The sequence below is a fragment of the Achromobacter sp. 413638 genome, assembly GCF_043119405.1.
Classification (GTDB): domain Bacteria; phylum Pseudomonadota; class Gammaproteobacteria; order Burkholderiales; family Burkholderiaceae_B; genus Achromobacter.
In genome coordinates, this window is sequence record NZ_JBICCO010000101.1 from 1 (window position 1) to 23,367 (window position 23,367).

Genomic DNA, 23,367 nt, shown 5'->3' on the forward strand with positions numbered 1-23,367 from the left:
CCCCCCCCCCCCCCCCCCCCCCCCCCCCCCCCCCCCCCCCCCCCCCCCCCCCCCCATGCCCGTGATCGAGGCCGCGGCGCGCTGCGGTGGAATGCGCGCGGATTCCACTTTTTTGTGCCCTTTACGCGACCAAAGTGTTGTCCATCAGTGGAAACCCGCGTAAAATTGCGCCCGTTATCCATCCCAGGAGCAGTCTTCGTGAATACCGATTCCGGCGAAAGTCGATCTTGCATCGACACCGCTGTTTAACAGGATCACGCAGCACTCCGTCTGCCGCGCCTGTTGAACAGGTTGCGGCGTATCCCAAGGTCCAGGCGTCCGCCCGGACCAACGCGCAAGCCCACGGCTTGCCGGGCATCTCCCCAACGTAAACCGCCAGAACCGTCGCTCGTCCGCAGCGCCCGCGTTCGCGCACGTCCATCGTGTCCGGCCGCCGAGCGCGGCGCGTGCGCGCATGTTCGCGAAGCCGCTCCGCCGTTCTTGCAATGGAGGTCGCCATGCGTTTCTTCGACTTGTTCCTGCGCCGCGCCGGCGTGGACCGCGCCACCGCCCAGGGCCGCCGCCGCGGCACGTCGCGGCTGACGGTCATTTGTCCGCGCGATGAACTGGGTTCCCTGCGCAAGCAGATCTGCCTGGACTTCAGCGCCGCCGGCCTGGATGTTTCGCAAGTGCAGATCGACCAGGGCTCGGATCCCGGCATGGCGTCGGCCTGCATCACCGTCAACTGCCCCCCCGAATTGCGCGGCGAACTGATGTCCCAGGCCCGTCGCCTGAGCGCCAACCCCGCCGTGCGCCACGTGCATTTCGGCGTCCAGCCGCTGGCGGCCTGAACGCCCGCGGCTGCCCGTCAACCCACAGGAGAAATCATGCCTAGTGCCTTAGACCCCGAGCCTCGATTGCGCCCCGCGCGCGGCGCCGGCATGCCTGTCTGACCCGTCCACTCCCTGCGAGCCGACCGGCCAGACGCATCCTGGTCCGTACGGAACCCGCAGCACTGAATCCCCGGCCTGGCTGACCCAGCGTCCGCCCGATCCGCCGGCACCGATTCTTCCGCTCGCTTCCCTTTCCGTTTTCCGCACCCGGCGCGCTTCTTGACGCGATCCGGACACCGGCCACATTGCTCCGGTGCTTGAACACGCCCGTACGCGGCGGATCGACGGCCTGCGCCCGCTGGCCGCGGCCGCGCACGCCCGTGCCAGGCACGCAGCCTGTCGTCCGTGTCTCCCAGAAAAAGCTCCCGCGCCGCGTCCTTCTTCGCGGTTGCGCCGTTCCCCGGGGATTCTTCCCCGGACGCTGCGCGGGACAAGAAAACAAACAACCGGAGCACTCCGATGTTGACGTTCCTGAAGTCATTCTTCTCATCCGCCGCCCGAGCGCGACGTACCGGGCGCCATTTCCGCCGCTCGCCCATGCTGGAGCGCGGCGGCGATGTGGCCGCCGTGCCGCCCGACGCGGCCCGCCACGCCAACCGCCGCATGCTGGAACTGTCCGGTCAGGATACGGAGACGCTGTTCCAGCGTTTCGGCAGCCGCGCCGGCGGCCTGAGCGAAGCCCAGGCCAGCGCCGCGCGTGAACGGCATGGCCGCAACGAGGTCGACCACGAAGCGCCGCTGCGCTGGTATGTCCACCTGTGGTACTCGTACCGCAACCCCTTCAACCTGCTGCTGACCGCGCTGGCCTCGCTGTCGTGGGTCACCGATGTCTGGATGGCCGAGCCTGACGACCAGTCCTGGCGCGGCGTCATCATCATCGGCTCGATGGTGGTCATTTCCACGCTGCTGCGCTTCGCGCAGGAGCGTCGCTCCAACCGCGCCGCCGAGGCGCTCAAGGCGATGGTGCAGAACACGGCGACCGTGCTGCGCAGCGACGCCGGCGATCCCTCCGAGAGCGAGGTCCGGCGCGCGCTGGGCGTGGCGCCGCACGCCAGCGGCTCGCGCCGCATGGAGCTGCCGCTGGCCGACCTGGTGCCCGGCGACGTGGTGCTGCTGTCCGCGGGCGACATGATCCCGGCCGATTGCCGCATCCTGACCGCCAAGGACCTGTTCGTGGCGCAGGCGGCCTTGACGGGCGAATCGCTGCCGGTCGAGAAGAGCGCCACGCAGCGCGTCGAGACGGCCAATTCGCTGGAACTGGAGAACATGGCCTACATGGGCACCAACGTGGTCAGCGGCTCGGGCACCGCCCTGATCGTGGCCACCGGCGCCGACACCTACTTCGGCCAGCTCGCCGGACGCGTCACGCAGACCGCGCGCGTGCCAACCCAGTTCCAGCAGGGTATCAACCGCGTCAGCTGGGTGCTGATCCGCTTCATGCTGGTGATGGCGCCCATCGTCATGCTGATCAACGGCTTCACCAAGGGTGACTGGCTCGAGGCGCTGCTGTTCGCGCTGGCGATCGCCGTGGGTCTGACGCCCGAGATGCTGCCCATGATCGTCACCGCCACCCTGGCCAAGGGGGCGGTGCGGATGTCGCGGCGCAAGGTCGTGGTCAAGCGCCTGGATGCCATCCAGAACCTGGGCGCCATGAACGTGCTGTGCACCGACAAGACCGGCACGCTGACGCAGGACCGCATCGTGCTGGAACGCCATACCGATGTGTACGGCGCCGTCAGCGACGACGTGCTGGCCTACGCCTACCTGAACAGCTACTACCAGACCGGATTGAAGAACCTGCTGGACGTGGCGGTGCTGCGGCACGCCGAGGTGGAGCGCAAGCTGAATCTGGCGGCGAGCTACCGCAAGGTCGACGAGATTCCCTTCGACTTCGCGCGTCGCCGCATGTCGGTGGTGGTGAACGAGGTCGAGAACGGCCGCGAACACCATGAGCTGATCTGCAAGGGCGCGCTGGAGGAGGTGTTGTCGGCCTGCACCCGCCTGCGCGTGGGCGAAGAGGTGCAGCTGTTGACCGATGCGCGCCGCGCCGACATCCGCAAGGTCACGGCCGACCTGAACCGCGACGGCCTGCGCGTGATCGCCGTCGGCGTGAAAGAGCTGCCGCCCACTCAGCAGGCCTACGGGGTGGCCGATGAGTCCGACCTGATCCTGGTCGGCTACATCGCCTTCCTGGATCCCCCCAAGGAATCCACCGCGCCCGCCCTGGCTGCGCTGAAGGAATCGGGCATCGAGGTCAAGGTGCTGACCGGCGACGTGGAGCTGGTGACGCAGAAAGTCTGCCGCGAAGTCGGTTTCGAGGTCCGCAAGGTGGTGCTGGGCGCGGAGGTCGAGGCCATGTCCGATGCGCAGCTGGCCGTGGCGGTGCGCGAGGCCAACGTCTTTGCCCGCCTGACGCCGGCGCACAAGGAACGCATCGTGCGCAGTCTGCGGGCGCAGGGCAATACCGTGGGCTTCATGGGCGACGGCATCAACGATGCGCCCGCCCTGCGCGCGGCCGACGTGGGCATTTCGGTCGATTCGGCCGTGGATATCTCGAAGGAGGCCGCCGACATCATCCTGCTCGAAAAGAGCCTGATGGTGCTGGAAGATGGGGTCATCGAAGGCCGCAAGACCTTCTGCAACATGCTCAAGTACCTGAAAATGACGGCCAGCTCGAACTTCGGCAACGTCTTCTCGGTGCTGGTGGCGAGCGCCTTCCTGCCGTTCCTGCCCATGCTGCCGATCCATCTGCTGCTGCAGAACTTGATGTACGACATCTCGCAGACCGCTATCCCGTTCGACAATGTCGACGAGGAATTGCTGAAGAAGCCCCAGCAATGGGATCCGGACGGCCTGGGCCGCTTCATGGTGTTCTTCGGCCCGATCAGCTCGGTCTTCGACATCGCCACGTATGCCTTGATGTGGTATGTATTCCAGGCCAATGCGCCCGAGCATCAAACGCTGTTCCAGTCGGGCTGGTTCGTGGAGGGCCTGTTGTCGCAGACGCTGATCGTGCATATGATCCGCACGCGCCGGATTCCGTTCCTGCAGAGCCGCGCCGCCTGGCCCTTGATGGTCATGACGCTGGCGGTGGTTTGCCTGGGCCTGTTCCTGCCGTTCTCGCCGCTGGCCGGATACTTCCAGCTGCAGGCGCTGCCGTGGAGCTATTTCCCCTGGCTGGCCGGGATCCTGCTGAGCTACTGCGTGCTGACGCAGCTGCTCAAGGGTATCTGGGTCCGCAAGTACGGGTGGCAATGAGTCGGTTCGATGCCGCGGGCAAGGCCCGCGGCGCAGTCGGGAGAAATGCATGAAGAAGTACTACATTTGCGCGGCGTTGACGGCGGCCGGCCTGGCCAGCCCCCTGGCCGCCCGGGCCGACGTAGCCGCCTTGTCCGGCACCGAGGTCCAGATCTACGGCGTGGTCGACGCCGGCGTGGCCGTCACGAACGTGTCCGGCGTGGGCAGCCGCAGCGGCATGCTCAATGGCGGCCTGACGGATTCGCTGTGGGGCCTGCGGGGCAGGGAAGACCTGGGAGACGGCTGGAGCGCGCGCTTCCAGCTGGAAAACGGCTTCGATCCATCCACGGGACGGCAGGCCGATGACCGCAGCCTGTTCAACTATGGCGCCTGGGTCGGGCTGGGGCATGACGATCTGGGCGAGCTGCGCCTGGGCCGCCAGTACACCGTGGGCAAGACCTATGGCAACGCGCTGGAGATCGCGTCCTGGAAGGAAATGGGCATGGGCGCCACCTTCAAGGCCTCGGACAACTACCAGTTCAGCAACCTGGTGAACTACTACACGCCGGAGTGGCAGGGCTGGCAGGCCGGGATCGGCTATTCCTTCGATGCCGACGCGCAGGGGAAATTCCGCACCAACGCCAACAACCGCGCGCTGAGCCTGGGCCTGAAGTACGAGGATGGCCCGCTGCTGGCCGTGGCGACCTGGGACCAGATGAGACTGGCCCAGCCGCCCCAGGGCGTTCAGGGCCGGCCGCAGGCGCTGCAGCTGGGCGCCTCCTATGACTTCGAGGTGCTGAAGGTGTCGGCGGCCTGGTCGCGCCAGCGCAACGGCTACGTCGGCCTGGACGGCGGCGATCCGGACAACCTGGGACAGAACCTCGGGCCCGCCGCCTTCGCGGCCGGCGGCACGGTCAACGCCTGGCTGCTTGGCGTGAGCCTGCCGCTTGGGCGAGGCACCGTGCTGGCCCAATGGTCGCTGGCCAAGCCGGACTGGCAATGGGCCGATGGCATGACCGCGCGCAAGGCGCAGCTGATGACGCTGGGGTATACCTACGAGTTGTCGAAGCGCACCACGGTCTATGCATTCGCCGGCTATGCGTCGAACTACACGCTGGACAACCAGTTCGACCCCGGCAATTCCCATACCACCCGCTACGCCATGGGCGTGACGCACCGTTTCTGATGCCGGGAGGGACGCTCCTTCGGGCGTCCACTACAATCGGCGGTGAGCAGCGGCCCGGCGCCTGGCGCCGGGCCGGCCTTTCCCCGCGGTCTTCCGGATGGCATGCATGGACAGTCTTGAGTGGCTCGTACCCTGGGAGTTCTCTCCCACGCTGGTGGCTTCGTTCATCGTGGCCATCGTGCTGTTCGTGCGCGGCCAACGGGTGCATCACGTGACGCTGGCGCGCCAGGTGTACTTCTGGTCGGGGATGGTGCTGCTGTACCTGTCCATGCATACCCGGCTCGACTACTACGCCGAGCGCATGTTCTTCATCCATCGCGCCCAGCACCTGGTGCTGCATCACCTGGGGCCGCTACTGGTGATGGCGGCCTTTCCCGGACAGGTCATGCGCGCCGGGCTGCCGATGGCCTGGCGCCTGCGGCTGCGCGACTTCCTGCGCACCGGCCCGGGCCGCGCCGCGGTGGCGGTGCTGACCAACAAGATCTTCGTGCCCGCGCTGTTCGTGTTCCTGGTGCTGGTCTGGCTGCTGCCGTCGGTGCAGTTCTATTCCATGCTGGACTGGCGCCTGTACCGGCTGATGAACTGGTCGGTGGTGATCAGCGGTTTCATGTACTGGAACCTGATCCTGGACCGGCGTCCCAGCCCGCCGGCGGCCATGTCGCCAGGCGGCCGCGTGATTTCGCCCATCATCACCATGGCGCCGCAGATGGTGGCGGGCGCCGTCATCGCCTTCTCCGAAAGCGACCTCTATCCCTTGTTCGAACTGTGCGGCCGCGCCGTCGCCATGTCGGCGCAGACCGACCAGACCATCGGCGGCCTGACCATGTGGATTCCGGCCGCGCTGGTGGAGGTGGTGGGCTTGATGGTGGCGCTGGGCACCCTGATGCGCCTGTCCGCCAAGGGTCGGCTGCGCAAGGCCGATCGCGATGCGCGGGCGCGGGCCAAGGCCCGCGCCGTCTCGGCCTGATCCGGCCATTCAGCGGAATCAGTCCGTTTCGTCCCGAACCGGCGGTGGCCTACTCCGGAATCAGCCCGTGGTACTTGCGTCCCAGCGCCACGGTGGCCTGGAACATGCCGGCCTTGCTGCCGCAGTCGTAGCGCGTGCCGTCGTAGCGGTGCGCATAGACCGCGCGCTCGCGCATCAGCGACGCGATGCCGTCGGTCAGCTGGATTTCGTTGCCGGCGCCCATCTTGGTCGAGCGCAGGTGATCGAAAATGGCGGCTTCCAGCACATAGCGGCCCACCACCGCCAGCGTGGACGGGGCGGCCGCCGGATCGGGTTTTTCAACGATATGCGTGACGCGCTCGGTGCGGCCGTTGGCGCGGGCGTCGCCGTCCTGGGTCGCGACGATGCCGTACTTGCGGGTGTCTTCGCGCGGCACGTCCTGTACCCCCAGCACGCTGGCGTTCTGCGCGACGGCGATGTCGACCAGCTGCTTCATGGCGGGCGTGTCGGCGTCGATCAGGTCGTCGGCCAGCAGCACGGCGAAGGGCTCGTCGCCCACGGCCGGCGCCGCCGACAGCACGGCGTGTCCCAGGCCCAGCGGGGCCGATTGGCGAATGTAAAGGCAGTTCACATGGGCGGGTAGAATGCCACGCACCATGGCCAGCAGCTCGTGCTTGCCCTTGCTTTCCAGGTCGGATTCGAGTTCAGGGGCGGAATCGAAATGATCCTCGATGGCCCGCTTGTTGCGCCCGGTGACGAAAATCAGGTCCGTGATGCCGGCGGCCACGGCTTCTTCCACCGCGTACTGGATCAGGGGCTTGTCGACGACGGGCAGCATTTCCTTGGGCATCGCCTTGGTCGCGGGCAGAAAACGGGTGCCCATGCCGGCAACGGGAAAAACGGCTTTACGGACGGGACGCATTGAAACCTCGCTTGTGGGGACGATGAAACATTTTAAGCTGATCGCTATCATAGGCATATGAAACGCAGGAACATGCCCTCCATTTGCTCGATTGCGAAACAAGGCGTCAGCGCGGCGCTCAGCGCGGCGCTGGTCTTACAGGCCCTGCCGCTGGCGGCCCATGCCCAGCCCGTCGGGCTGCCTTCCATGGGCGCGGCGTCGTCGGCCGAGCTTTCCCCGATGCTGGAACGCAGCCTGGGCGAGGCCATCATGTCGCAAGGGCGGCGCGACCCCACCTATGTGGACGACACCGAGCTGAGCCAGTACCTGACCACCATGGGACGCAAGCTGGCCGCGTATTCGCCGGGCGCCGTGCCCGAAGTGGAAATGTTCGGCGTGCGGGACCCCGAGATCAATGCGTTCGCCATGCCTGGCGGCTTCATCGGCGTGAATACCGGACTGATCGTCGCCTCGGCCAGCGAGTCCGAGCTGGCCGCCGTGCTGGCGCACGAAATCGGCCACGTGGTGCAGCGCCATATCGCCCGTGGCATGACCCAGCAGAACCAGAACAGCATGGTGATGCTGGCCAGCCTGGCCGGAGCGCTGCTGGCGGCGCTGGCTGGCGGTGGCGGCAATCTGGCGATGGGCGTGGCCGCGTTCGGCCAGGCCGCCGCCATCAACCGCCAGCTGGGTTTTTCGCGCGATGCCGAGCGCGAGGCCGACCGCGCCGGTTTCCAGATGCTGACCAAGGCGGGCTACGACCCGCAGGGCATGTCCGACATGTTCGGACGGCTGATGAACGCCTCGCGCCTGAACGAGGGCATGGGCGGCGGTTCCTGGGCCAGCACGCACCCGCTGTCCATCGAGCGCATGTCCGACGTGCAAAATCGGGCGCGCTCGCAGCCGCCGACGCGGCACGTGGACAGCGATGATTTCTGGTACATCCGCGCCAAGATGCGCGTGGTGCAGGGGCGCGACGCGGTCAGCCTGCGCTCGGCCGCGCAGCAGCTGCAGGACGAGGCCCGGGCGCTGTCCGGCGTGCGCAAGTCGGCGGCCTACTATGGCCTGGCCTTGCAGGCCCTGCAGCGCAACAGCCTGGCCGAGGCGGAGCGCAACTGGACCCTGGCCTCGGAAGATGGACGGTCGTCGCCGCAGCTGGCCAAGCTGAGCGTGGATATCGCGCTGGCCCGCAAGGACAATGCCCGCGCGCTGGAGCTGGCGCAGGCCGCGTCCAAGCGCTGGCCTGACCGGCGCGCGCTGGGCATCGCCTATGCCCAGGCGCTGCAGAATAGTGGCCGCCACGCCGAGGCCCAGGACTACCTGCGCGGCAAGATCCGGCAATGGGGCGCGGACGAACCCAGCCTCTATCAGATGCTGGCGCAGAGCCAGGAACGCACCGGCAAGCCGGTGCAGGCGCGCCGCGACATGGCCCGCTACTACACGCAGATCGGCGCTTTCGCCGCGGCGGAGTCTCAGTTGCAGCAGGCGCGCGGGATGTCTTCCGACTTCTACGAGCAGTCGCAGATCGACGTGCAGATCAAGGAAGTCAGGGACAAGCTCGCCGAAGAACGGCAGCTGCTGGAGCGATTCAAATCCGGCTAGAGGCCGGTTTCGAAGAAGCGGCCCAGGCGCTGGGGCAGCCAGTTCAGGTGCGCCGGAAAGGCGCCGGTCGGGAAACCGGCGTGGCCGCCGTCGGCGGGCTGGTGCAGCAGCACGTTGGCCGAGCATTCCTCGGGCTTGGGCAGGGCGCTGGCCGGGATGAACGGATCGTTCAGCGCGTTCAGCACCAGCGTGGGCGCGGTGATCCGCGGCAGCCAGGGCTTGCTGGAGGCGCGCGTCCAGTAGTCCAGCGCGTTGCGGAACCCATGCATGGGCGCGGTATAGGCGTCGTCGAAGTCGCGCAGGTCGCGCGCGTGCGCGATGCGCATCACGTCGATGGCGCCCGGGTAGCGATGCGCCTTTTCAAGCACCTTGTTCTTGAGCGTCTTGAGGAAATGCCCGGTGTAGATCTTCCGGTTGAAGAGGCCGGTGGACAGGGTCTTGCCGCAGGCCACCAGGTCCAGCGGCACCGAGACGCCGGCGCAGGCCGTCAGCCAGGACGTGTCCTCATGGTGCTCGCCCAGGTACTTGAGCAGCGCGTTGCCGCCCAGCGACACGCCCACGGCATGCCAGCGGGCGTGCGGGATGCGGCTGCGCACGGTCTCCAGCAGGAAACCGACCTCGGCCGAGTCGCCGGAATAGTAGGCGCGCGCCAGGCGGTTGGGCGTGCCGGAGCAGCCGCGAAAATGGGCGATGGCCACGATCCAGCCGCGCGCCCGGAAATGATGCGCGATCGACTGCGCGTAGCGGCTGTTGCTGCCGCCTTCCAGTCCGTGGAACAGCACTAGCGCCGGCGTGTCAGGTGTGTGCGGCAGGGATTTCCAGTCCGCGTCGGTCATCCAGCGGGCGGCGGCGGTCCTGCCGTTGGCGACCGGACGCTGGCCGCTCACGGGCGCGCCGTCGGCGGCCTTGTGCGGAAAGAGGCCCGGCCCGGTCCAGTCGAAGTCCACGAAGTCCGTGTCCGGCGTTTCCACGCGGTCGCGCACGAAGGCGATGCGATGGTATTGCGCGAACAGGGCGGCGTAGACGGTTTGGCTGTCGCCTCCGGGCAGCCACGAGGGAACAGGGCAGGGCGTTGTGTCAAAACGAGCAGCGGCCAACAAAAATCCACCCGGTCTCTAGTGCAGCATGTCGGGTACGTCGTGCAAGTCGAGCACACCCGCTTCGGTGGGGGCGGGCGAGGCATGGTGCATGACCATGCGCCAGCCGGTGGGCCCCTTGTGATAGATGTTCGTCGCGTAGCAGTTGGCGAACTGCGTGCCTTCGCGCGTGCGCACCGCCACCTGTTCCACCAGCACGTGCACCGCGCACATCATGCTCTGCATGACCAGCGGGCGCAGAGGGCGGATGTGCAGCGGGCCGTTGGCCAGCACCTGCTGCCAGGATTCGTGCACCGCCGAGTGGCCCACGATGCGCAGGCCGCCCGGATGGATGCAGACGATTTCCTCGTCGTCCGCCCAGACTTGCATCAAGCGGACGCAGTCCGCCTGTTCCAGGGCTTCGTAGAACGCGTGCTCGGCTTCGTCTGGCGTGGCGAACATAGGTCGTGGCGGTTGGCGTGAGGAAGAAGGGCGCGGCCGGCGCTCAGTGGTGGCCGTGCAGCACCGTGCCCGGCTTCAGACGGTATTCGGCGCCACAGTAGGCGCAGCGGGCCGAACCGGTGCGGGCCACGTCGAGGAAGACGCGGGGGTGCATGCTCCACAGCGGAGCCTTGGGGCCGGGACAGAAGACGGGCAGGTCTTCGGCGCCGACTTCGATCACTTCGTGTTGTGCGCTGGAGACGGCGGCCGGGGAAGCGGCGGTCATGGGTATTCCTGAAATAAAAGAACCGTGGGACGGCTGGGTGGGTGGTAATGATGCGGCCTTGCGGGAAATTAACAAGGCCGCGCGAATCAGATTTTGCTCAGCCAGTGATGGTACTTCGGGTTGCGGCCATGCACCACGTCGAAGTAGGCCTTCTGCAGGGCTTCGGTGACGGGCCCCCGGCTGCCTGCGCCGATCTTGCGGTTGTCGACCTCGCGGATCGGGGTGACTTCGGCGGCGGTGCCGGTGAAGAAGGCCTCGTCGGCGATATAGACATCGTCCCGGGTCAACCGCTTGGTCACGACGCGCAGGCCCTGGTCGGCGGCCAGCGCATGGATGGTGGAGCGGGTGATGCCGGTCAGGGCCGAGGCGATTTCCGGCTCGCAGAGCACCCCGTCCTTGACCAGGAACAGGTTTTCGCCCGAGCCCTCGGCCACGAAGCCGTCGGTGTCCAGCAGCAGGGCTTCGTCGTAGCCGTCCTGCAGGGCCTCGGTATTGGCCAGGATCGAGTTGGCGTAGGTGGTCGCGACCTTGGCGCGCGGCATCGTCACGTTGACGTGCTGGCGGGCAAAGGAGGAAACCTTGACGCGGATGCCCTGGGACAGCGCTTCCTCGCCCAGGTAGGCGCCCCAGGGCCAGGCGGCGATGGCCACGTGCACGCGGGCACCCTTGGGCGACACGCCCATCTTCTCGGGGCCGTAGAAGACCAGGGGGCGCAGGTAGCAGGACTTGAGCTGGTTCTCGCGCACGACCTGGCGCTGCGCCTCGTTGACCGTGTCCGGGTCGAAGGGCATGGGGATCTGGTAGATGTGCGCCGAGTTGAACAGGCGCCGGGTGTGGTCCTGCAGACGGAAGATGGCCGTGCCGAGCTCGCCGTCGTAGGCGCGCACGCCCTCGAATACCGACAGGCCGTAGTGCAGGGAGTGCGTCAGGACGTGCGTCGTCGCGTCACGCCACGGCACCAGCTTGCCGTCGTACCAGATGAAACCGTCACGATCCGCCATCGACATGGTCTGCTCCCATCTTAGTGCGCGCCGTTTTCGCCCGGAAGCGCTTTTGACGCCGCGCGGCGGTCGGCGCCGCACGATAGCTCCGACTTGGGCCGGCGGGCGTCCCGCGCGATGACGGGAGGCCGCAAGCGGCGCTCGCGGAAGTGCGTCATTGTATCAAGCAGCGAGGTTACAATACGCCTCGTTCGCGCCTGGATCCGCCGCCGCGCGGACGCGACTTCAGGCGGGCCGCCGCCGCTTTCCATCCCTTAGAGCAGTCATGTCGTCCTGTCCGAATCGCCAGGGGCCAGCCATTGTCCTCTGAACCAGCGCTTCCTTCAGCGCAAACTGAAGATCCCCGCCTCGTGCGGCAAGAACGCGTCGCCGCCTTCCGCGCCGGCGTCCAGGCCATCGTGCCGGCCCTGATCGCCACCGCGACCTGGGGCCTGGTCACCGGGGTGGCCATGGTCAAGTCGGGCCTCACCGAATCCATGGCCCTGGCCATGACGCTGCTGCTGTACGCCGGTTCGGCGCAGCTGACCTCGCTGCCGCTTATCGCCACCGGCGCGCCGTTGTGGCTGATCTTCGCCGCCGGCTGCGTGGTCAACCTGCGCTTCCTCATTTTCGGCGCCGCGCTGCAGCCCTATTTCCGCCACCTGTCCTGGCCCAAGCGCCTGGGGCTGGGCTACTTCACCACCGACATGGGCTTCGTGCTGTTCATGCCGCGTTTCGGCGACGCGGCCGAACGCGGCACCCGCGAGCAGCTCTGGTACTTCATCGGCACCGTGGCGCCGGGCTGGCTGGTGTGGCAGACCTCGTCCATCGTGGGCATTTACCTGGGCACCATGGTGCCCGCGACCTGGTCGCTGGATTTCGCCGCCGTGCTGGCGCTGCTGGCCATCACCGTGCCGTTGGCCAATTCCAAGCCCATGCTGGTGTCGATGCTGGCGGCCGGACTGGTCGCCTGGGTCGGGCAGACCCTGCCGCTGCGGCTGGGCCTGGCAGCGGCCGTGATCACCGGCGTGGTCGCCGGCATGTGGGCCGAACGTTTCTTCAAGGCGCGCACATGACGCTCTGGCCCTCCGAGATCTATGTCTATTGCGCGATCCTGCTGCTGACCGTGTGCAGCGTGATCACGCGCGCCGGCTTCATGCTGTTCGGCGATTATGTTCCGCTGTCCGACAACGTGCGGCGGGCCCTGCGCTATGCGCCGGCGGCCGCCTTGACGGCCATCGTGGTGCCCGACCTGCTGCCCTGGAAAGCAGGGCTGGGGCCGGTGTTCGATTACAAGCTGGTGGCGGGCGTGCTGGCGGTGCTGGTGTTCCTGCGCACGCGCAGCGCGGTGCTGGTCATCATCGTCGGCATGCTGGTCCTTTGGGGGCTGCGCTGGCTGGCGGGCTGAGTCCTCCGAAGCGGAATTCGTCCGATTGGTCGCTTACTGTCCATCAGGTGGACGATTTTGCCTGATCGGAGCTACCCGCCGCGCCGGTTTTCCAGTCGCTCCGGGCATTCGGCGACCTGCTTTGCGCGTGCGCCGGGCCGGCTGCGCTAAAATTCGAGTTATCCACAGCAATCCGGGCCTGGTACTGCCCTCATAAGTATCGAAACCAGAATGCGCCGCCTGGCCTGCAAGGCAGGATGCGGATCGCTCGCGGCGCCTTGCGCGCCGCGGCAATTCGCGCGTGGCCGCGCGAGCGTGGCGCGTGTTCCGGTTGTCCCGATGCGTATGCACGGCAGTGCCCATGCACTCTCGTTTTGTTCTTTTTCACTGGTCCCGGTATCTGCCTAACCCTGATGACTGACTCCACTCAATCCGTAGCACCCGCCGCCGAGGCCCCCGCGCCTTCGTTTGCCGATTTCGGCCTGCATCCCCTGCTGCTGCAGTCCATCGCCGAAACCGGCTACACCAAGCCCACGCCGATCCAGGCGCAAGCGATTCCGGTCGTGGTCGAGGGGCGCGACGTCATGGGCGCCGCTCAAACCGGCACCGGCAAGACCGCCGCGTTCACCGTGCCCATCCTGCACCGCCTGATGCCGCTGGCCAACGCCAGCGCTTCGCCCGCGCGGCACCCGGTGCGCGCGCTGATCCTCACGCCCACGCGCGAACTGGCGGACCAGGTGTACGAAAGCGTCAAGCGCTACAGCAAGCAGACGCCGCTGCGTTCGGCCGTGGTGTTCGGCGGCGTGGACATCGGTCCGCAGCGCGAAGCGCTGCGCCGTGGCTGCGAAATCCTGGTCGCCACGCCGGGCCGCCTGCTGGATCACGTGGAACAGAAGAACGTGAACCTGGGTCAGGTCGGCATCCTGGTGCTGGACGAGGCCGATCGCATGCTGGACATGGGCTTCCTGCCCGACCTGGAGCGCATCATCCGCCTGCTGCCCACGCAGCGCCAGGGCCTGCTGTTCTCGGCCACCTTCAGCAACGAAATCCGCAAGCTGGGCCGCTCGTACCTGAACCAGCCGGTCGAGATCGAGGTCGCCGCCCGCAACGCCACCGCCAACACCATCACGCAGATCGCCTACAAGATGTCGGGCGACAACAAGCGCGCGGCCGTGGTGCACCTGGTGAAGTCGCGCGGCCTGAAGCAGGTCATCGTGTTCTCCAACACCAAGATCGGCACCGCCCGCCTGGCCCGCCAGCTCGAACGCGATGGTGTGAAGGCCGAATCCATCCACGGCGACAAGACCCAGGCTGACCGCATGAAGGCGCTGGAAGCCTTCAAGGCCGGCGATCTGGAAGTGCTGGTGGCCACCGACGTGGCCGCGCGCGGCCTGGACGTGGCCGGCGTGCCTTGCGTCATCAACTACGACCTGCCGTACAACGCCGAAGACTACGTGCACCGTATCGGCCGTACCGGCCGCGCGGGCGCGTCGGGCGAAGCCATCGCGCTGTTCACGGCGGAAGAAGAGCGCTTCCTGCTCGACATCGAGAAGCTGATCAAGCGCGAAGTGCCGCGCGGCACGCTGGACGTGCCCGCCGACCTGATCGCCCGCAGCCATGGCCGTGGCGAGGAGCGCGGCTCGCCGCGCGAGGGTCGCGAAGGACGCGATCGTGGCGAACGTGGCGATCGCGGCCGTTCGTCCGAGCGTGGATCCGAGCGCCGCTCGTCGTATTCCGCGCCGCGCCAGCCCGTGGACGATTTCTTCCTCAAGCCCTACGAGCCGTCGGCCGCCGCGCCCGCCCCCGAAAAGGACGCGCCGGTCAAGTCGAACGGCGCCAAGCGCCAGGTCGCCGTGCTGCTCGGCGGCAGCCGCAAGCCCTGAGGCGGGGCGTCGGCGGATTCCGACGTCCGTCAGCCGGTTCAGCTTGCGACCCGCGCGGTTGATCGGGCTGGCCACAAGAAAAGGCGCCTCGCGGGCGCCTTTTTCATGTGGCGGGTCTCAGGCCGTCAGTTCAGGCCGTCAGCAGCGCTGGCAGGTCGGGCAGGCCGGTCGTGATGGCGGCGCTGCCTGCGTCCAGGCTGGCAAGCAGGCGTTCGAGATGGCCGATGTGCGGCAGCATCGGACCGTAGAACAGCACGCGGTCGCCGAGCTGGACCAGCAGGGTGGGGAAGTTCTCGACTTCCTCGTCGCCGAGCAGTTCGGCGTGCTCCTCGATATCGATCCAGGCGAACACGCGCTCGGGCATGGCCTCGGCCAGTGCCAGCAGCTTGGGCTTGTACTGCTCGCAGGTGTCGCACCAGGCGGCGCAGAAACAGGCGATGAGCCAGGTGTCGGGCGCCGCGCCCAGGCGCGTGCGCAGAGCGGCAAGATCGGTACCGGGAACGAGTAGGGGCATACGAGCGAAGCTAGGCGGGTTTGACCTATCATACCCGGGATGCTCATCACCATTTGCCCGCCTCATGACCGCCTTGCGCACCGACTTTGACACGCCTCAGCCTGGCCGCTTTTCCCGCAGCGCCGCTGGAGTCGGACTGGCCTTCAAGCGGGCGCTCGTGTCGCAGTGCCATCCGACCATGCTGTTCGCGGTGCTGCTGCCATTCCTGATCGCCCTGGTCGGCGCCCTGTTGCTGCTCTGGCTGTTCTGGACGCCGCTCACGGACTGGCTGCGCATGGAGGCCTCGCACTGGGACTTCGTCAACCGCACCGACGAGTGGCTGGTGGCGATGGGGCTGTTCTCGCTGAAGATCTACCTGGCTCCGGTGGTTGCCGCGGCCATCCTGCTGCCCGTCTCCGGCATCCTGGGCCTGGCCATCGCCGCCGTGTTCGTGATGCCGCTGGTGCTGCGCCACGTGGGGCATCGGGAATACGCCGGACTCGCCTTGCAAGGCAGGCATTCCACGGCGGTCAGCGTCTGGAACGCCGTGTGGGTGTCGGCCGCCTTCGCCGCGGGCTGGTTGCTGACGCTGCCGCTGTGGCTGGTGCCGCCCATGGCCTTGATCCTGCCGGTTTTCTGGTGGGCCTTCGCGTTCTCGCGCATGATGCGCGTGGACGCCATCGTCGAGCATGCCAGCCCGGCCGAGCGCCGCTTGCTGATCCAGCGCCACAACGGCGGTTTCTGGGTCATCGGCCTGATTTGTTCGCTGCTGAACCTGCTGCCGCCGGCGTGGATCATCCTGCCGGTGTTCTCGGCCCTGGTCAATGCGCACTACGGGCTCGAGGCGCTCAAACGCCTGCGCGAAGAGCGCGTCATCGACGTCTGAGCGCGGCGTCGCGATCTTCACATCATTCGATCCTCACACCTGGAACTGGACATGGCCGCAGAACCCGCCGCCCGCCGTATTGGCCTGATCATCGTCGGAGACGAAATCCTGTCGGGGCGCCGACAGGACAAGCACTTCTCCAAAGTCGTCGAACTGCTGTCCGCGCGTGGCATGCAGCTGGGCTGGGCGGAGTTCCTGCCCGATGATCGCGATGCGCTGACGGCCGCCTATCGACGCAGCTTCGCCTCCGGCGATGTGGTGCTGTCCTGCGGCGGCATCGGCGGCACGCCGGACGACCATACCCGCCAGGCGGCGGCGGCCGCGCTGGACCTGCCGCTGGCGCTGCATCCCGAAGCGGAGGAAGCCATTGCGCTGCGCACCGCCGAGATGGCGGCCAAGGGGCAGGGCACGGCCGACATGAGCACGCCCGAGAACCAGCAGCGCCTGCAGATGGGCGTGTTCCCGCAAGGCTGCGAGATCGTGCCGAATCCCTACAACCGCATTCCCGGCTTCTTCATCCGCGACCACACGTTCGTTCCGGGCTTTCCCGTCATGGCCTGGCCCATGCTCGAATGGACGCTGGACACGCGCTATCGTGCGATGCAGCATCAGCGCAGCCATGTCGAGCATTCCTTCCTGGTTTTCCGCATGCCGGAGTCTCGCATCACGCCGGCGATGCAGACCGTCGAATCGCGCTGGCCGGGTGTACGGGCGTTCAGCCTGCCCAGCGTGGGCGAGGCTGGCGGCGCGCCGCATATCGACCTGGGCGTGAAGGGCGAACCCGAGGCCGCCGCGCAAGCCTTGGCTTTCCTCAGGGCCGAGGTCTTGCGGCTGGGCGGCAAGCTGGAGCCGCCGGCCGCGGCCTGAGCTTGACGAAGGGCTGAATAAAAAGGGGGCGACCCTTTTTATTCAGTTCAAAAAACCCATTGCCAAATGCCCCGGTAAATTTCACAATACGGGAAAGAACTGTTTGCTGCGTTGCCGCAAGGCCGGTCTCTTTCGGCGGCGCGGCCATAAGCCACCAACTCCTTCCTATGTCCCGTCTCCCGACACCCCGCAACGCCCTGGACGCCGATAGCGACGGCGCCGCAAGCCATCCCATCGCCATACAAGTCATCGACCGCGCCATGCGGCTGCTCGATGCGCTGGCCGCCCAGCCCGACCCCGTCACGCTGAAAGAGCTGTCGGCCACGACCGGGCTGCACGCGTCCACGGCGCACCGGATCCTCAACGACCTGGTGGTGGGCCGCTACGTCGAGCGGGTGGACAACGGCCTGTACCAGCTGGGCATGCGCCTGCTGGAACTGGGGTCGCTGGTCAAGGGACGGCTCAACGTGCGCGAGGCGGCGGTGTCGGCGATGCGCTCGCTGCACAAGCTCACGGGCCAGACCATCAACCTGTCGGTGCAGCAGGGCGACGAGATCGTCTACATCGAGCGGGCCTGGAGCGAGCGTTCCGGCATGCAGGTGGTGCGCGCCATCGGCGGCCGCGCGCCGCTGCACCTGACGTCCACCGGCAAGCTGTTCCTGTCCACCGGCGACACCCGCCAGGTCCGCGCCTACGCGCTGCGCACCGGATTGGCCGGGCACACGCGCAACAGCCTGACCGACCTGGAGCGCCTGGAGCGCGAACTGGCCCTGGTGCGTCGCCACGGTTACGCGCGCGACAACGAGGAACTGGAGCTGGGCGTGCGCTGCATCGCCGCCGGCATCTTCGACGATACCGGCAAGCTGGTGGCGGGGCTATCGATCTCGGCGCCGGCCGAGCGCCTGCAGGATGAATGGATCAAGTCGCTGGTGGATACCGCCGCCAGCATTTCAGAGGCGCTGGGCTATGAGCCGCCGGTCTCGGGCGGCGCCAATGGACTGAGTCTGCAGGCCGAGACATTGCGCGGCTGAGCCTGCACGCGGCAGGCTTGCCGCGCCTTCAAGAGCGTCTGCCCCGGCGCGAATCAGCGGCCTGCAAAAAAGCCCCCTTTCCTGCGAAAGGGGGCCTTCTTTTCGCGGGTGACGCGGCTTACTGCTGCTCGACGCCCGCCTTCTTGAACAGCTCGGCCCACTGCGGCACCTGCTGCTTGACCTTGGCGTCCAGCGCCTGCGGGGTGGCGTCGCTGGTCAGCACCGTGGCGCCCAGCTGCTTCATGCGGTCCTGGAACTTGGGGTCGGCCAGGCCGGCCTGCAGGCTTTTGATGAGCTTGTCGACCACGGGCTTGGGCGTGCCCTTCGGCACCCACATGCCATGCCAGATGCCGACCTCGAATCCCTTGAAGCCGGATTCGTCCATGGTGGGCAGCTTGGACAGCGTGGGCACGCGTTGCAGGCTGGTGACGGCGTAGGCCTTGACCGAGCCGGCATTGATCTGCTGGGTGGTGTTGGTGGTCTGGTCGCAGAGCAGATCCACCTGTTTGCCGAGCAGATCGTTCATCGCCGGGGCCGTGCCCTTATAGGGGATGGTCAGCAGTTGCACGCCCAGGGCTTCGACCAGCATGGTGCCGCACAGGTGGCTGGCGGCGCCGATGCCGGCGTTGGCCAGCGAGACCTTGTCCTTGTTCTTTTTGACGTACTCGGCCAGCTCCTGGATGTTGTTGGGCGGGAAGTCGGAACGGGCGATGATGGTCATCGGCACATCGACCACCAGGCCGATGGGCTCGAAGCTCTTGTAAGGATCGTAGCCGGGGTTCTTGTACAGCGAGGGGGCGGTCGAGAAGCCCGCGTGCATCAGCAGCACCGAGTAGCCGTCAGGCTGGGCGCGCGCCACCTGGGTGGTGCCGATGGTGCCACCGGCCCCGCCCTTGTTTTCGACCACGACAGTCTGGCCCAGCGTCGGACGCATGGCTTCGGCGAGCGAGCGCGCCACGTTGTCCGTCGGCCCGCCTGCGGCGAAAGGCACCACCATGTTGATGGCGCGTTCCGGATATTCCGCCTGGGCGGCGCCGGCCGTAACCATGGCAGCGGCCGCGAGCAGGGCCGAAAGCGTGCGGGGGATGAGGGTCATGGAGTCTCCGTTGCAGGTTTTTTCTTGCTGCGTATTTCTTTATAAGTCGCTGACTATTAGTAGGGTTCTGTATGTCATCAGCGTGCAAACAGTGTAGAAAAGAATTGATACGCCGTCATGTCCGGTATTTCCCGAGTCATGGGAAAAGCTTGTGCTGGATCAAACCGGGACACAGGCGTGCACTGTTAAAGTGCAAATGGTTGTTGCGTTGCACAAAATTTGCTTGACAAGTTTTTTTCGGTCTCTAGAATGTCAATTGTGCAGTGCATCAAACGCGCCGGCGGTAGCTTGTAGTACCAGTTTCCGCGCACGTTCCATCTCGTCGCAGACACCATCCTGATTTGCCGGGTATTCCGGCTGAACACCTAGGAGCATTCTATGAGCGCCATTCCGCAACAAGTTCTGGACCGCCAAAAGGCCAGCGTCAATACTTTCGTCGCCGCCCAGGCCGTCGTTTTCTCCGGCTTCGAAAAGCTGGTCGAGCTGAACCTGAAGGTCGTCAAGGCCACCCTGGACGAAGTCGCCCAGAAGTCGCAGCAAGCCGCTGAAGTCAAGGATCCGCAGGAAGCCGCCGCGTTCGCCACCGGCCTGCTGCAACCGGGCGCCGAAAAGGCCCTGGCCTACAGCAAGCACGTGTACGACATCGTCGCCGGCGTGCAAGGCAAGCTGGTCAAGCTGACCGAAGAGCAGATCGCCGAAGGCCAGCAGCAGCTGAGCGAAGCCGTCGAGCACTTCTCGAAGAACGCCCCGACCGGCTCGGAAAGCGCCGTCGCCCTGATCAAGTCCTCGCTGGCCACCGCGACCAGCGCCTACGATTCGCTGACCAAGGCCGCCAAGCAGGCCGCCGAAGTCGCCGAGTCGAACCTGAATGCCGCCGCCAACGCGACCTTCAAGGCTGCCTCGGATGCCGCCGATGCCGCCACCAAGGTTGCCAGCCGCAGCCGTCGCAGCGCCTGAGTCTTTTCAGGCGCGCGCCTGGTGCGCAAACCGCAGTAATGTAGTACTGTTGAGTGACAGAGCAGAGCTGGAATTAGGGCCACCCATCGGGTGGCCCCTTTTTTTGTTTCACGATGACTCCAGCCCGGTAGTTCGCTGGACTGCGACGTAGCCCGATACAGCAGGTTTATCAATAGCTTACGCGCTTCCATCATATGCCGGTGCTTTCTGAAACTTGACCCGGTTCTCCCTCGCGCCGCTCCTATCTGGCTCCTGGAATCCGGGTCGTTCCAAGGAGTCATCATGGCAAAGATCAAGCTCACCAAGACCGCCGTAGAGTCGGCGCAACCCCAGGCGAAGGACATCGAACTACGGGATACCGTCGTGCCCGGCTTCCTTTGCAAGATTACCTCGACGGGACGCCGGGTGTTCATGCTCCAGTACCGCACGAACTCTGGCCAGCCCCGCAAGCCCTCGCTGGGACTCTACGGGGAGCTAACCGTCGAACAGGCGCGGGTCAAAGCGCAGGACTGGCTGGCCGAGGTTCGCCGGGGTGGTGATCCCGGCGGTGCCAAGGCCGAGGCGCGCAAGGCGCCCACGATGGCCGAGTTGTGCAAAAAGTTCATGGAGGACTACTCCAAGAAGCGCAACAAGGTCAGCACGCAGGACGGCTACCAGGGCGTCATCGACCGCAACATCATCCCGCTGCTGGGCCGCAAGAAGGTGCATGACGTGAAGCGGCCCGACATTGCGGGGCTCATGGAAAAGCTGGCCTACAAGCCGACCGAGGCCAACAAGACCTTCGGCGTGCTGCGCAAGATGTTCAACTTGGCCGAAGTCTGGGGCTTCCGCCCGGACGGCACGAATCCGTGCCGCCACGTCCCGATGTACCCGCCGGGCAAGGAAACCCGGCTCATCGTGGACGAGGAAATGGTGCGGATCTTCCGCCAGTTGGAGAAACTGGAGGCGGAGGGGCTGGAGAACTACGTCATCCCGTTGGCGATCCGGCTGCAATTCGAGTTTGCGGCGCGGCGCTCCGAAATCTGCCCGCTCGAATGGAGCTGGCTGGACTTCGAGAACCGGCGCGTGGTGTGGCCCGACAGCAAGGTTGGCGGCATTTCCAAGCCCATGAGCGAGGAAGCCTATCGGCTGCTTTCGACGGCGCCGCGTCTGGAAGGCTGCCCTTACGTCCTGCCGTCGCCGAACGACCCGGCCAAGCACCTGACCTTTGGCGAGCACTATGGCGGCTGGTGCCGGACGCTCAAGGCCGCCAGCGTGCCGCACGTAGGCACGCACGGCATCCGTCATCGCTCGACCACCGACATTGCCAATTCCGGTGTGCCGACCAAAGTGGGAATGAAGCTGACGGGCCACAAGACCGTGGCGATGTTCATGCACTACGTCCACACCGAGGACAAGCCGGTGCGCGAGGCGGCCGAGCTGGTGGCCAGCCGCCGCCAAGCCATCACGGGCGCGCGGCAGCTTGCGGAGGCGGTGGCATGAACGGGCGCCGGCCATCAGCAGCATCGCTCGCAGCGCCCGCGGCGCTGCTGGGCGACATTCGGGCACTGATCGAGGCGGCGCGCTTGCGCGCCGCCTCGACGGTGAATAGCGAGCTTACGATGCTCTACTGGCGCATCGGCCAACGCATCCACACGCAGGTCTTGGACAGGCGCCGGGGCGCCTACGGCAAGGAAGTTCTGCCCACCTTGGCTGCGCAGTTGGTGGAGGAGTACGGCAGCAGCTTTGCAGAGCAGAACTTGCGCCGCATGGTGCAGTTCGCCGCCACCTTCCCCGACGAGCGAATTCTCGTATCACTGATACGAGAATTGAGCTGGACGCACTTCATCGCCCTGATGCCGCTGAAAGACCCGCTCCAGCGGGACTACTACGCACAGATGGCCAGCACCCAACGCTGGAGCGTGCGGACGCTGCGCGAGCGTATCGACTCGATGCTGTACGAGCGCACGGCGCTTTCCCAAAAGCCGGAAGAAACCATAGCGCAGGAGTTGGCGACCCTGCGCGATGCGCAGCGCATGTCGCCGGCCCTGGTCATGCGCGACCCGTACATCCTCGACTTCCTGGGCCTGCGGGACACTTGGCAGGAAGGCGACTTGGAAGCGGCGATCATCCGTGAAATGGAGTCCTTCCTGCTGGAGCTGGGCGCGGGCTTCTCATTCGTCGCCCGGCAGAAGCGCATTCCGATCGACGACGAGGATTTCCACCTTGACCTTCTGTTCTACAACCGCAAGCTGCGGCGGCTGGTTGCGGTGGAGTTGAAGGTAGGTGACTTCAAGGCGGCCTACAAAGGGCAGATGGAGCTTTACCTTCGGTGGCTAGACAAGCACGAACGGGAGCCGGAGGAAGCCTCGCCGCTCGGGATCATCCTTTGCACCGGCAAGAAGCGCGAGCAGATCGAATTGCTGGAGCTGGACAAGTCCGGCATCCACGTTGCCGAGTATCTGACCGCCTTGCCGCCGAGGGGCGTGCTGGTGGAGCGGCTGCAACAGGCAACGCAACGGGCGCAGTTGCAAATCGAGCAGCGCAAGACGGACAACGAGTAGTCCTGTCCCAAGCAGTCGGGCGTCCCGGCGTGCCGCCGTCGCGCTGTCGTGCTGCGCATCGAGCTTCGCTGCGCGAGTCTCGCCCCTGTCGGGCTTCCATCACTGACGCCTCCGTCCCGGCTCGTTGATCCGGGCCTGCGCGCTCCGCTTGCCAAAAATCGACTCTGTGCAGTGGGCGGGTGTGGGCGGTCTTGCTGTTCCCTTCACCGTATCACGGCGTTCTCGCCGTCAAGGGCGGCGCGCGCCATGCGCGCTTGCGTCCTGGCGGCCGTCTGCGACCCCTGACTGCTTGCGCTGCGCCGTGCTGCCGCCGGTTCCGGGCAATTCCGCCCGAGCAACCGGAGCACGATCATGTCGCAACTGTCCTTTCCCTCGTTCGATTCCTGTCTGCTGGTGCGCGACGCGCACGGGCGCTATCTACCGGCATCGGCCGACGACATTCTGGAAGCTGCGCGCCAGGTCATTGACCGGAAAATGCGGCGCGGAGCAGAGTTCACTTCGCCGGCGGCGGTCAAGGAATACTTGCGTACAAAGTTGGCCAGCTTCGAGCATGAGGTGTTCGTAGTGCTGTTCATGGATACGCGCCATCGTCTGATCGAATACAGGGAGATGTTCCACGGCACTATTGACGGTGCGTCGGTGTATCCGCGCGAAGTGGTCAAGGAGGCGCTGCGGCTCAATGCGGCGGCGGTCGTCG

Annotated in this window: 22 protein-coding genes; 15 read left to right on the forward strand and 7 right to left on the reverse strand. The window is 66.4% G+C overall.

The features are described from left to right. Window positions 1–497: 497 nt before the first annotated feature. From ACEU5R_RS28115 to ACEU5R_RS28130, 4 genes are all read left to right on the forward strand, one after another. Complete coding sequence (locus tag ACEU5R_RS28115; protein ID WP_103272678.1) at window positions 498–830, forward strand: hypothetical protein; 333 nt, start codon at window positions 498–500, stop codon at window positions 828–830. 501 nt (window positions 831–1,331) lie between these two features. Continuing rightward, the gene (gene mgtA, locus ACEU5R_RS28120; RefSeq protein ID WP_103272679.1) at window positions 1,332–4,130 is read left to right on the forward strand and encodes a magnesium-translocating P-type ATPase; all 2,799 of its coding nucleotides are present in this window, start codon (window positions 1,332–1,334) and stop codon (window positions 4,128–4,130) included. Between the two features lie 49 nt (window positions 4,131–4,179). Beyond that, a complete protein-coding gene (locus tag ACEU5R_RS28125; protein WP_392413060.1) occupies window positions 4,180–5,295 on the forward strand; it encodes a porin in 1,116 nt (371 codons plus the stop codon). Between the two features lie 97 nt (window positions 5,296–5,392). Continuing rightward, the gene (locus ACEU5R_RS28130) at window positions 5,393–6,262 is read left to right on the forward strand and encodes a cytochrome c oxidase assembly protein (protein ID WP_392413062.1); all 870 of its coding nucleotides are present in this window, start codon (window positions 5,393–5,395) and stop codon (window positions 6,260–6,262) included. Between the two features lie 49 nt (window positions 6,263–6,311). Here the strand turns inward: ACEU5R_RS28130 and galU are convergent, their stop codons facing one another. Beyond that, on the reverse strand, window positions 6,312–7,163 hold the full coding sequence (galU, locus tag ACEU5R_RS28135; RefSeq protein WP_103272682.1) for a UTP--glucose-1-phosphate uridylyltransferase GalU: 852 nt from the start codon (window positions 7,161–7,163) through the stop codon (window positions 6,312–6,314). Between the two features lie 72 nt (window positions 7,164–7,235). Between galU and ACEU5R_RS28140 the strand changes: the two genes are divergently transcribed. Next, window positions 7,236–8,744, forward strand: a complete 1,509-nt coding sequence (locus tag ACEU5R_RS28140) for a M48 family metalloprotease (protein ID WP_392413064.1) — start codon at window positions 7,236–7,238, stop codon at window positions 8,742–8,744. On the opposite strand, the gene ACEU5R_RS28145 is transcribed toward ACEU5R_RS28140, so the two are convergent. The 4 genes from ACEU5R_RS28145 to ACEU5R_RS28160 all read right to left on the reverse strand — a co-directional run bounded on the left by ACEU5R_RS28145 (window position 8,741) and on the right by ACEU5R_RS28160 (window position 11,554). Beyond that, entirely contained in the window at window positions 8,741–9,841 is a 1,101-nt protein-coding gene (locus ACEU5R_RS28145) for a YheT family hydrolase (RefSeq protein ID WP_103272684.1), read from the reverse strand. The genes ACEU5R_RS28140 and ACEU5R_RS28145 overlap by 4 nt on opposite strands. 18 nt (window positions 9,842–9,859) lie before the next feature. Further along, window positions 9,860–10,282, reverse strand: a complete 423-nt coding sequence (locus tag ACEU5R_RS28150; protein WP_103272685.1) for a nuclear transport factor 2 family protein — start codon at window positions 10,280–10,282, stop codon at window positions 9,860–9,862. A gap of 43 nt (window positions 10,283–10,325) precedes the next feature. After that, the gene (locus ACEU5R_RS28155) at window positions 10,326–10,547 is read right to left on the reverse strand and encodes a zinc-finger domain-containing protein (protein ID WP_103272686.1); all 222 of its coding nucleotides are present in this window, start codon (window positions 10,545–10,547) and stop codon (window positions 10,326–10,328) included. Between the two features lie 86 nt (window positions 10,548–10,633). Then, the gene (locus tag ACEU5R_RS28160; RefSeq protein WP_392413066.1) at window positions 10,634–11,554 is read right to left on the reverse strand and encodes a branched-chain amino acid transaminase; all 921 of its coding nucleotides are present in this window, start codon (window positions 11,552–11,554) and stop codon (window positions 10,634–10,636) included. A gap of 344 nt (window positions 11,555–11,898) precedes the next feature. Here ACEU5R_RS28160 and ACEU5R_RS28165 point away from each other — a divergent pair, with 344 nt between their 5' ends. The 3 genes from ACEU5R_RS28165 (at window position 11,899) to ACEU5R_RS28175 (ending at window position 14,797) form a co-directional block, all read left to right on the forward strand. After that, entirely contained in the window at window positions 11,899–12,603 is a 705-nt protein-coding gene (locus ACEU5R_RS28165; RefSeq protein WP_103272688.1) for an AzlC family ABC transporter permease, read from the forward strand. Then, window positions 12,600–12,935: an AzlD domain-containing protein gene (locus ACEU5R_RS28170; protein WP_103272689.1), complete on the forward strand. Its 336-nt coding sequence runs from the start codon at window positions 12,600–12,602 to the stop codon at window positions 12,933–12,935. Before ACEU5R_RS28165 ends, ACEU5R_RS28170 begins: the two co-directional genes overlap by 4 nt. 392 nt (window positions 12,936–13,327) lie before the next feature. After that, on the forward strand, window positions 13,328–14,797 hold the full coding sequence (locus ACEU5R_RS28175; protein ID WP_392413068.1) for a DEAD/DEAH box helicase: 1,470 nt from the start codon (window positions 13,328–13,330) through the stop codon (window positions 14,795–14,797). A 130-nt stretch (window positions 14,798–14,927) separates the two neighbouring features. Here the strand turns inward: ACEU5R_RS28175 and ACEU5R_RS28180 are convergent, their stop codons facing one another. Further along, window positions 14,928–15,311: a thioredoxin family protein gene (locus tag ACEU5R_RS28180; protein ID WP_103272691.1), complete on the reverse strand. Its 384-nt coding sequence runs from the start codon at window positions 15,309–15,311 to the stop codon at window positions 14,928–14,930. Window positions 15,312–15,375: 64 nt separating this feature from the next. Between ACEU5R_RS28180 and ACEU5R_RS28185 the strand changes: the two genes are divergently transcribed. The 3 genes from ACEU5R_RS28185 to ACEU5R_RS28195 all read left to right on the forward strand — a co-directional run bounded on the left by ACEU5R_RS28185 (window position 15,376) and on the right by ACEU5R_RS28195 (window position 18,074). After that, window positions 15,376–16,176: an EI24 domain-containing protein gene (locus ACEU5R_RS28185; protein ID WP_103272692.1), complete on the forward strand. Its 801-nt coding sequence runs from the start codon at window positions 15,376–15,378 to the stop codon at window positions 16,174–16,176. 51 nt (window positions 16,177–16,227) lie between these two features. Next, on the forward strand, window positions 16,228–17,043 hold the full coding sequence (locus ACEU5R_RS28190) for a molybdopterin-binding protein (RefSeq protein ID WP_212315098.1): 816 nt from the start codon (window positions 16,228–16,230) through the stop codon (window positions 17,041–17,043). A gap of 167 nt (window positions 17,044–17,210) precedes the next feature. Further along, the gene (locus ACEU5R_RS28195; RefSeq protein WP_103272694.1) at window positions 17,211–18,074 is read left to right on the forward strand and encodes an IclR family transcriptional regulator; all 864 of its coding nucleotides are present in this window, start codon (window positions 17,211–17,213) and stop codon (window positions 18,072–18,074) included. 118 nt (window positions 18,075–18,192) lie between these two features. Here ACEU5R_RS28195 and ACEU5R_RS28200 read toward each other — a convergent pair whose 3' ends face one another. Further along, window positions 18,193–19,170, reverse strand: a complete 978-nt coding sequence (locus ACEU5R_RS28200; protein WP_103272695.1) for a tripartite tricarboxylate transporter substrate binding protein BugD — start codon at window positions 19,168–19,170, stop codon at window positions 18,193–18,195. Window positions 19,171–19,548: 378 nt separating this feature from the next. Here ACEU5R_RS28200 and phaP point away from each other — a divergent pair, with 378 nt between their 5' ends. The 4 genes from phaP to ACEU5R_RS28220 form a co-directional block, all read left to right on the forward strand. Continuing rightward, window positions 19,549–20,127, forward strand: coding sequence for a TIGR01841 family phasin (gene phaP / locus ACEU5R_RS28205; RefSeq protein ID WP_103272696.1), 579 nt, complete (start codon window positions 19,549–19,551; stop codon window positions 20,125–20,127). A gap of 282 nt (window positions 20,128–20,409) precedes the next feature. After that, window positions 20,410–21,609 (forward strand): site-specific integrase, encoded by a 1,200-nt coding sequence (locus tag ACEU5R_RS28210; protein WP_001062689.1) that lies wholly within the window; start codon window positions 20,410–20,412, stop codon window positions 21,607–21,609. Beyond that, window positions 21,606–22,670: a YhcG family protein gene (locus ACEU5R_RS28215; RefSeq protein WP_003092331.1), complete on the forward strand. Its 1,065-nt coding sequence runs from the start codon at window positions 21,606–21,608 to the stop codon at window positions 22,668–22,670. Before ACEU5R_RS28210 ends, ACEU5R_RS28215 begins: the two co-directional genes overlap by 4 nt. A 351-nt stretch (window positions 22,671–23,021) precedes the next feature. After that, the coding region (locus ACEU5R_RS28220; protein WP_392413074.1) for a JAB domain-containing protein at window positions 23,022–23,367 on the forward strand (346 nt) is incomplete at its 3' end.

Coding starts and splice junctions, on each gene's coding strand:
- ACEU5R_RS28115 (WP_103272678.1), top strand. CDS start 498: ATGCGTTTCTTCGACTTGTTCCTGCGCCGCGCCGGCGTGGACCGCGCC.
- mgtA (WP_103272679.1), top strand. CDS start 1,332: ATGTTGACGTTCCTGAAGTCATTCTTCTCATCCGCCGCCCGAGCGCGA.
- ACEU5R_RS28125 (WP_392413060.1), top strand. CDS start 4,180: ATGAAGAAGTACTACATTTGCGCGGCGTTGACGGCGGCCGGCCTGGCC.
- ACEU5R_RS28130 (WP_392413062.1), top strand. CDS start 5,393: ATGGCATGCATGGACAGTCTTGAGTGGCTCGTACCCTGGGAGTTCTCT.
- galU (WP_103272682.1), bottom strand. CDS start 7,163: ATGCGTCCCGTCCGTAAAGCCGTTTTTCCCGTTGCCGGCATGGGCACC.
- ACEU5R_RS28140 (WP_392413064.1), top strand. CDS start 7,236: ATGCCCTCCATTTGCTCGATTGCGAAACAAGGCGTCAGCGCGGCGCTC.
- ACEU5R_RS28150 (WP_103272685.1), bottom strand. CDS start 10,282: ATGTTCGCCACGCCAGACGAAGCCGAGCACGCGTTCTACGAAGCCCTG.
- ACEU5R_RS28155 (WP_103272686.1), bottom strand. CDS start 10,547: ATGACCGCCGCTTCCCCGGCCGCCGTCTCCAGCGCACAACACGAAGTG.
- ACEU5R_RS28160 (WP_392413066.1), bottom strand. CDS start 11,554: ATGTCGATGGCGGATCGTGACGGTTTCATCTGGTACGACGGCAAGCTG.
- ACEU5R_RS28170 (WP_103272689.1), top strand. CDS start 12,600: ATGACGCTCTGGCCCTCCGAGATCTATGTCTATTGCGCGATCCTGCTG.
- ACEU5R_RS28175 (WP_392413068.1), top strand. CDS start 13,328: ATGACTGACTCCACTCAATCCGTAGCACCCGCCGCCGAGGCCCCCGCG.
- ACEU5R_RS28180 (WP_103272691.1), bottom strand. CDS start 15,311: ATGCCCCTACTCGTTCCCGGTACCGATCTTGCCGCTCTGCGCACGCGC.
- ACEU5R_RS28185 (WP_103272692.1), top strand. CDS start 15,376: ATGACCGCCTTGCGCACCGACTTTGACACGCCTCAGCCTGGCCGCTTT.
- ACEU5R_RS28190 (WP_212315098.1), top strand. CDS start 16,228: ATGGCCGCAGAACCCGCCGCCCGCCGTATTGGCCTGATCATCGTCGGA.
- ACEU5R_RS28195 (WP_103272694.1), top strand. CDS start 17,211: ATGTCCCGTCTCCCGACACCCCGCAACGCCCTGGACGCCGATAGCGAC.
- ACEU5R_RS28200 (WP_103272695.1), bottom strand. CDS start 19,170: ATGACCCTCATCCCCCGCACGCTTTCGGCCCTGCTCGCGGCCGCTGCC.
- phaP (WP_103272696.1), top strand. CDS start 19,549: ATGAGCGCCATTCCGCAACAAGTTCTGGACCGCCAAAAGGCCAGCGTC.
- ACEU5R_RS28210 (WP_001062689.1), top strand. CDS start 20,410: ATGGCAAAGATCAAGCTCACCAAGACCGCCGTAGAGTCGGCGCAACCC.
- ACEU5R_RS28215 (WP_003092331.1), top strand. CDS start 21,606: ATGAACGGGCGCCGGCCATCAGCAGCATCGCTCGCAGCGCCCGCGGCG.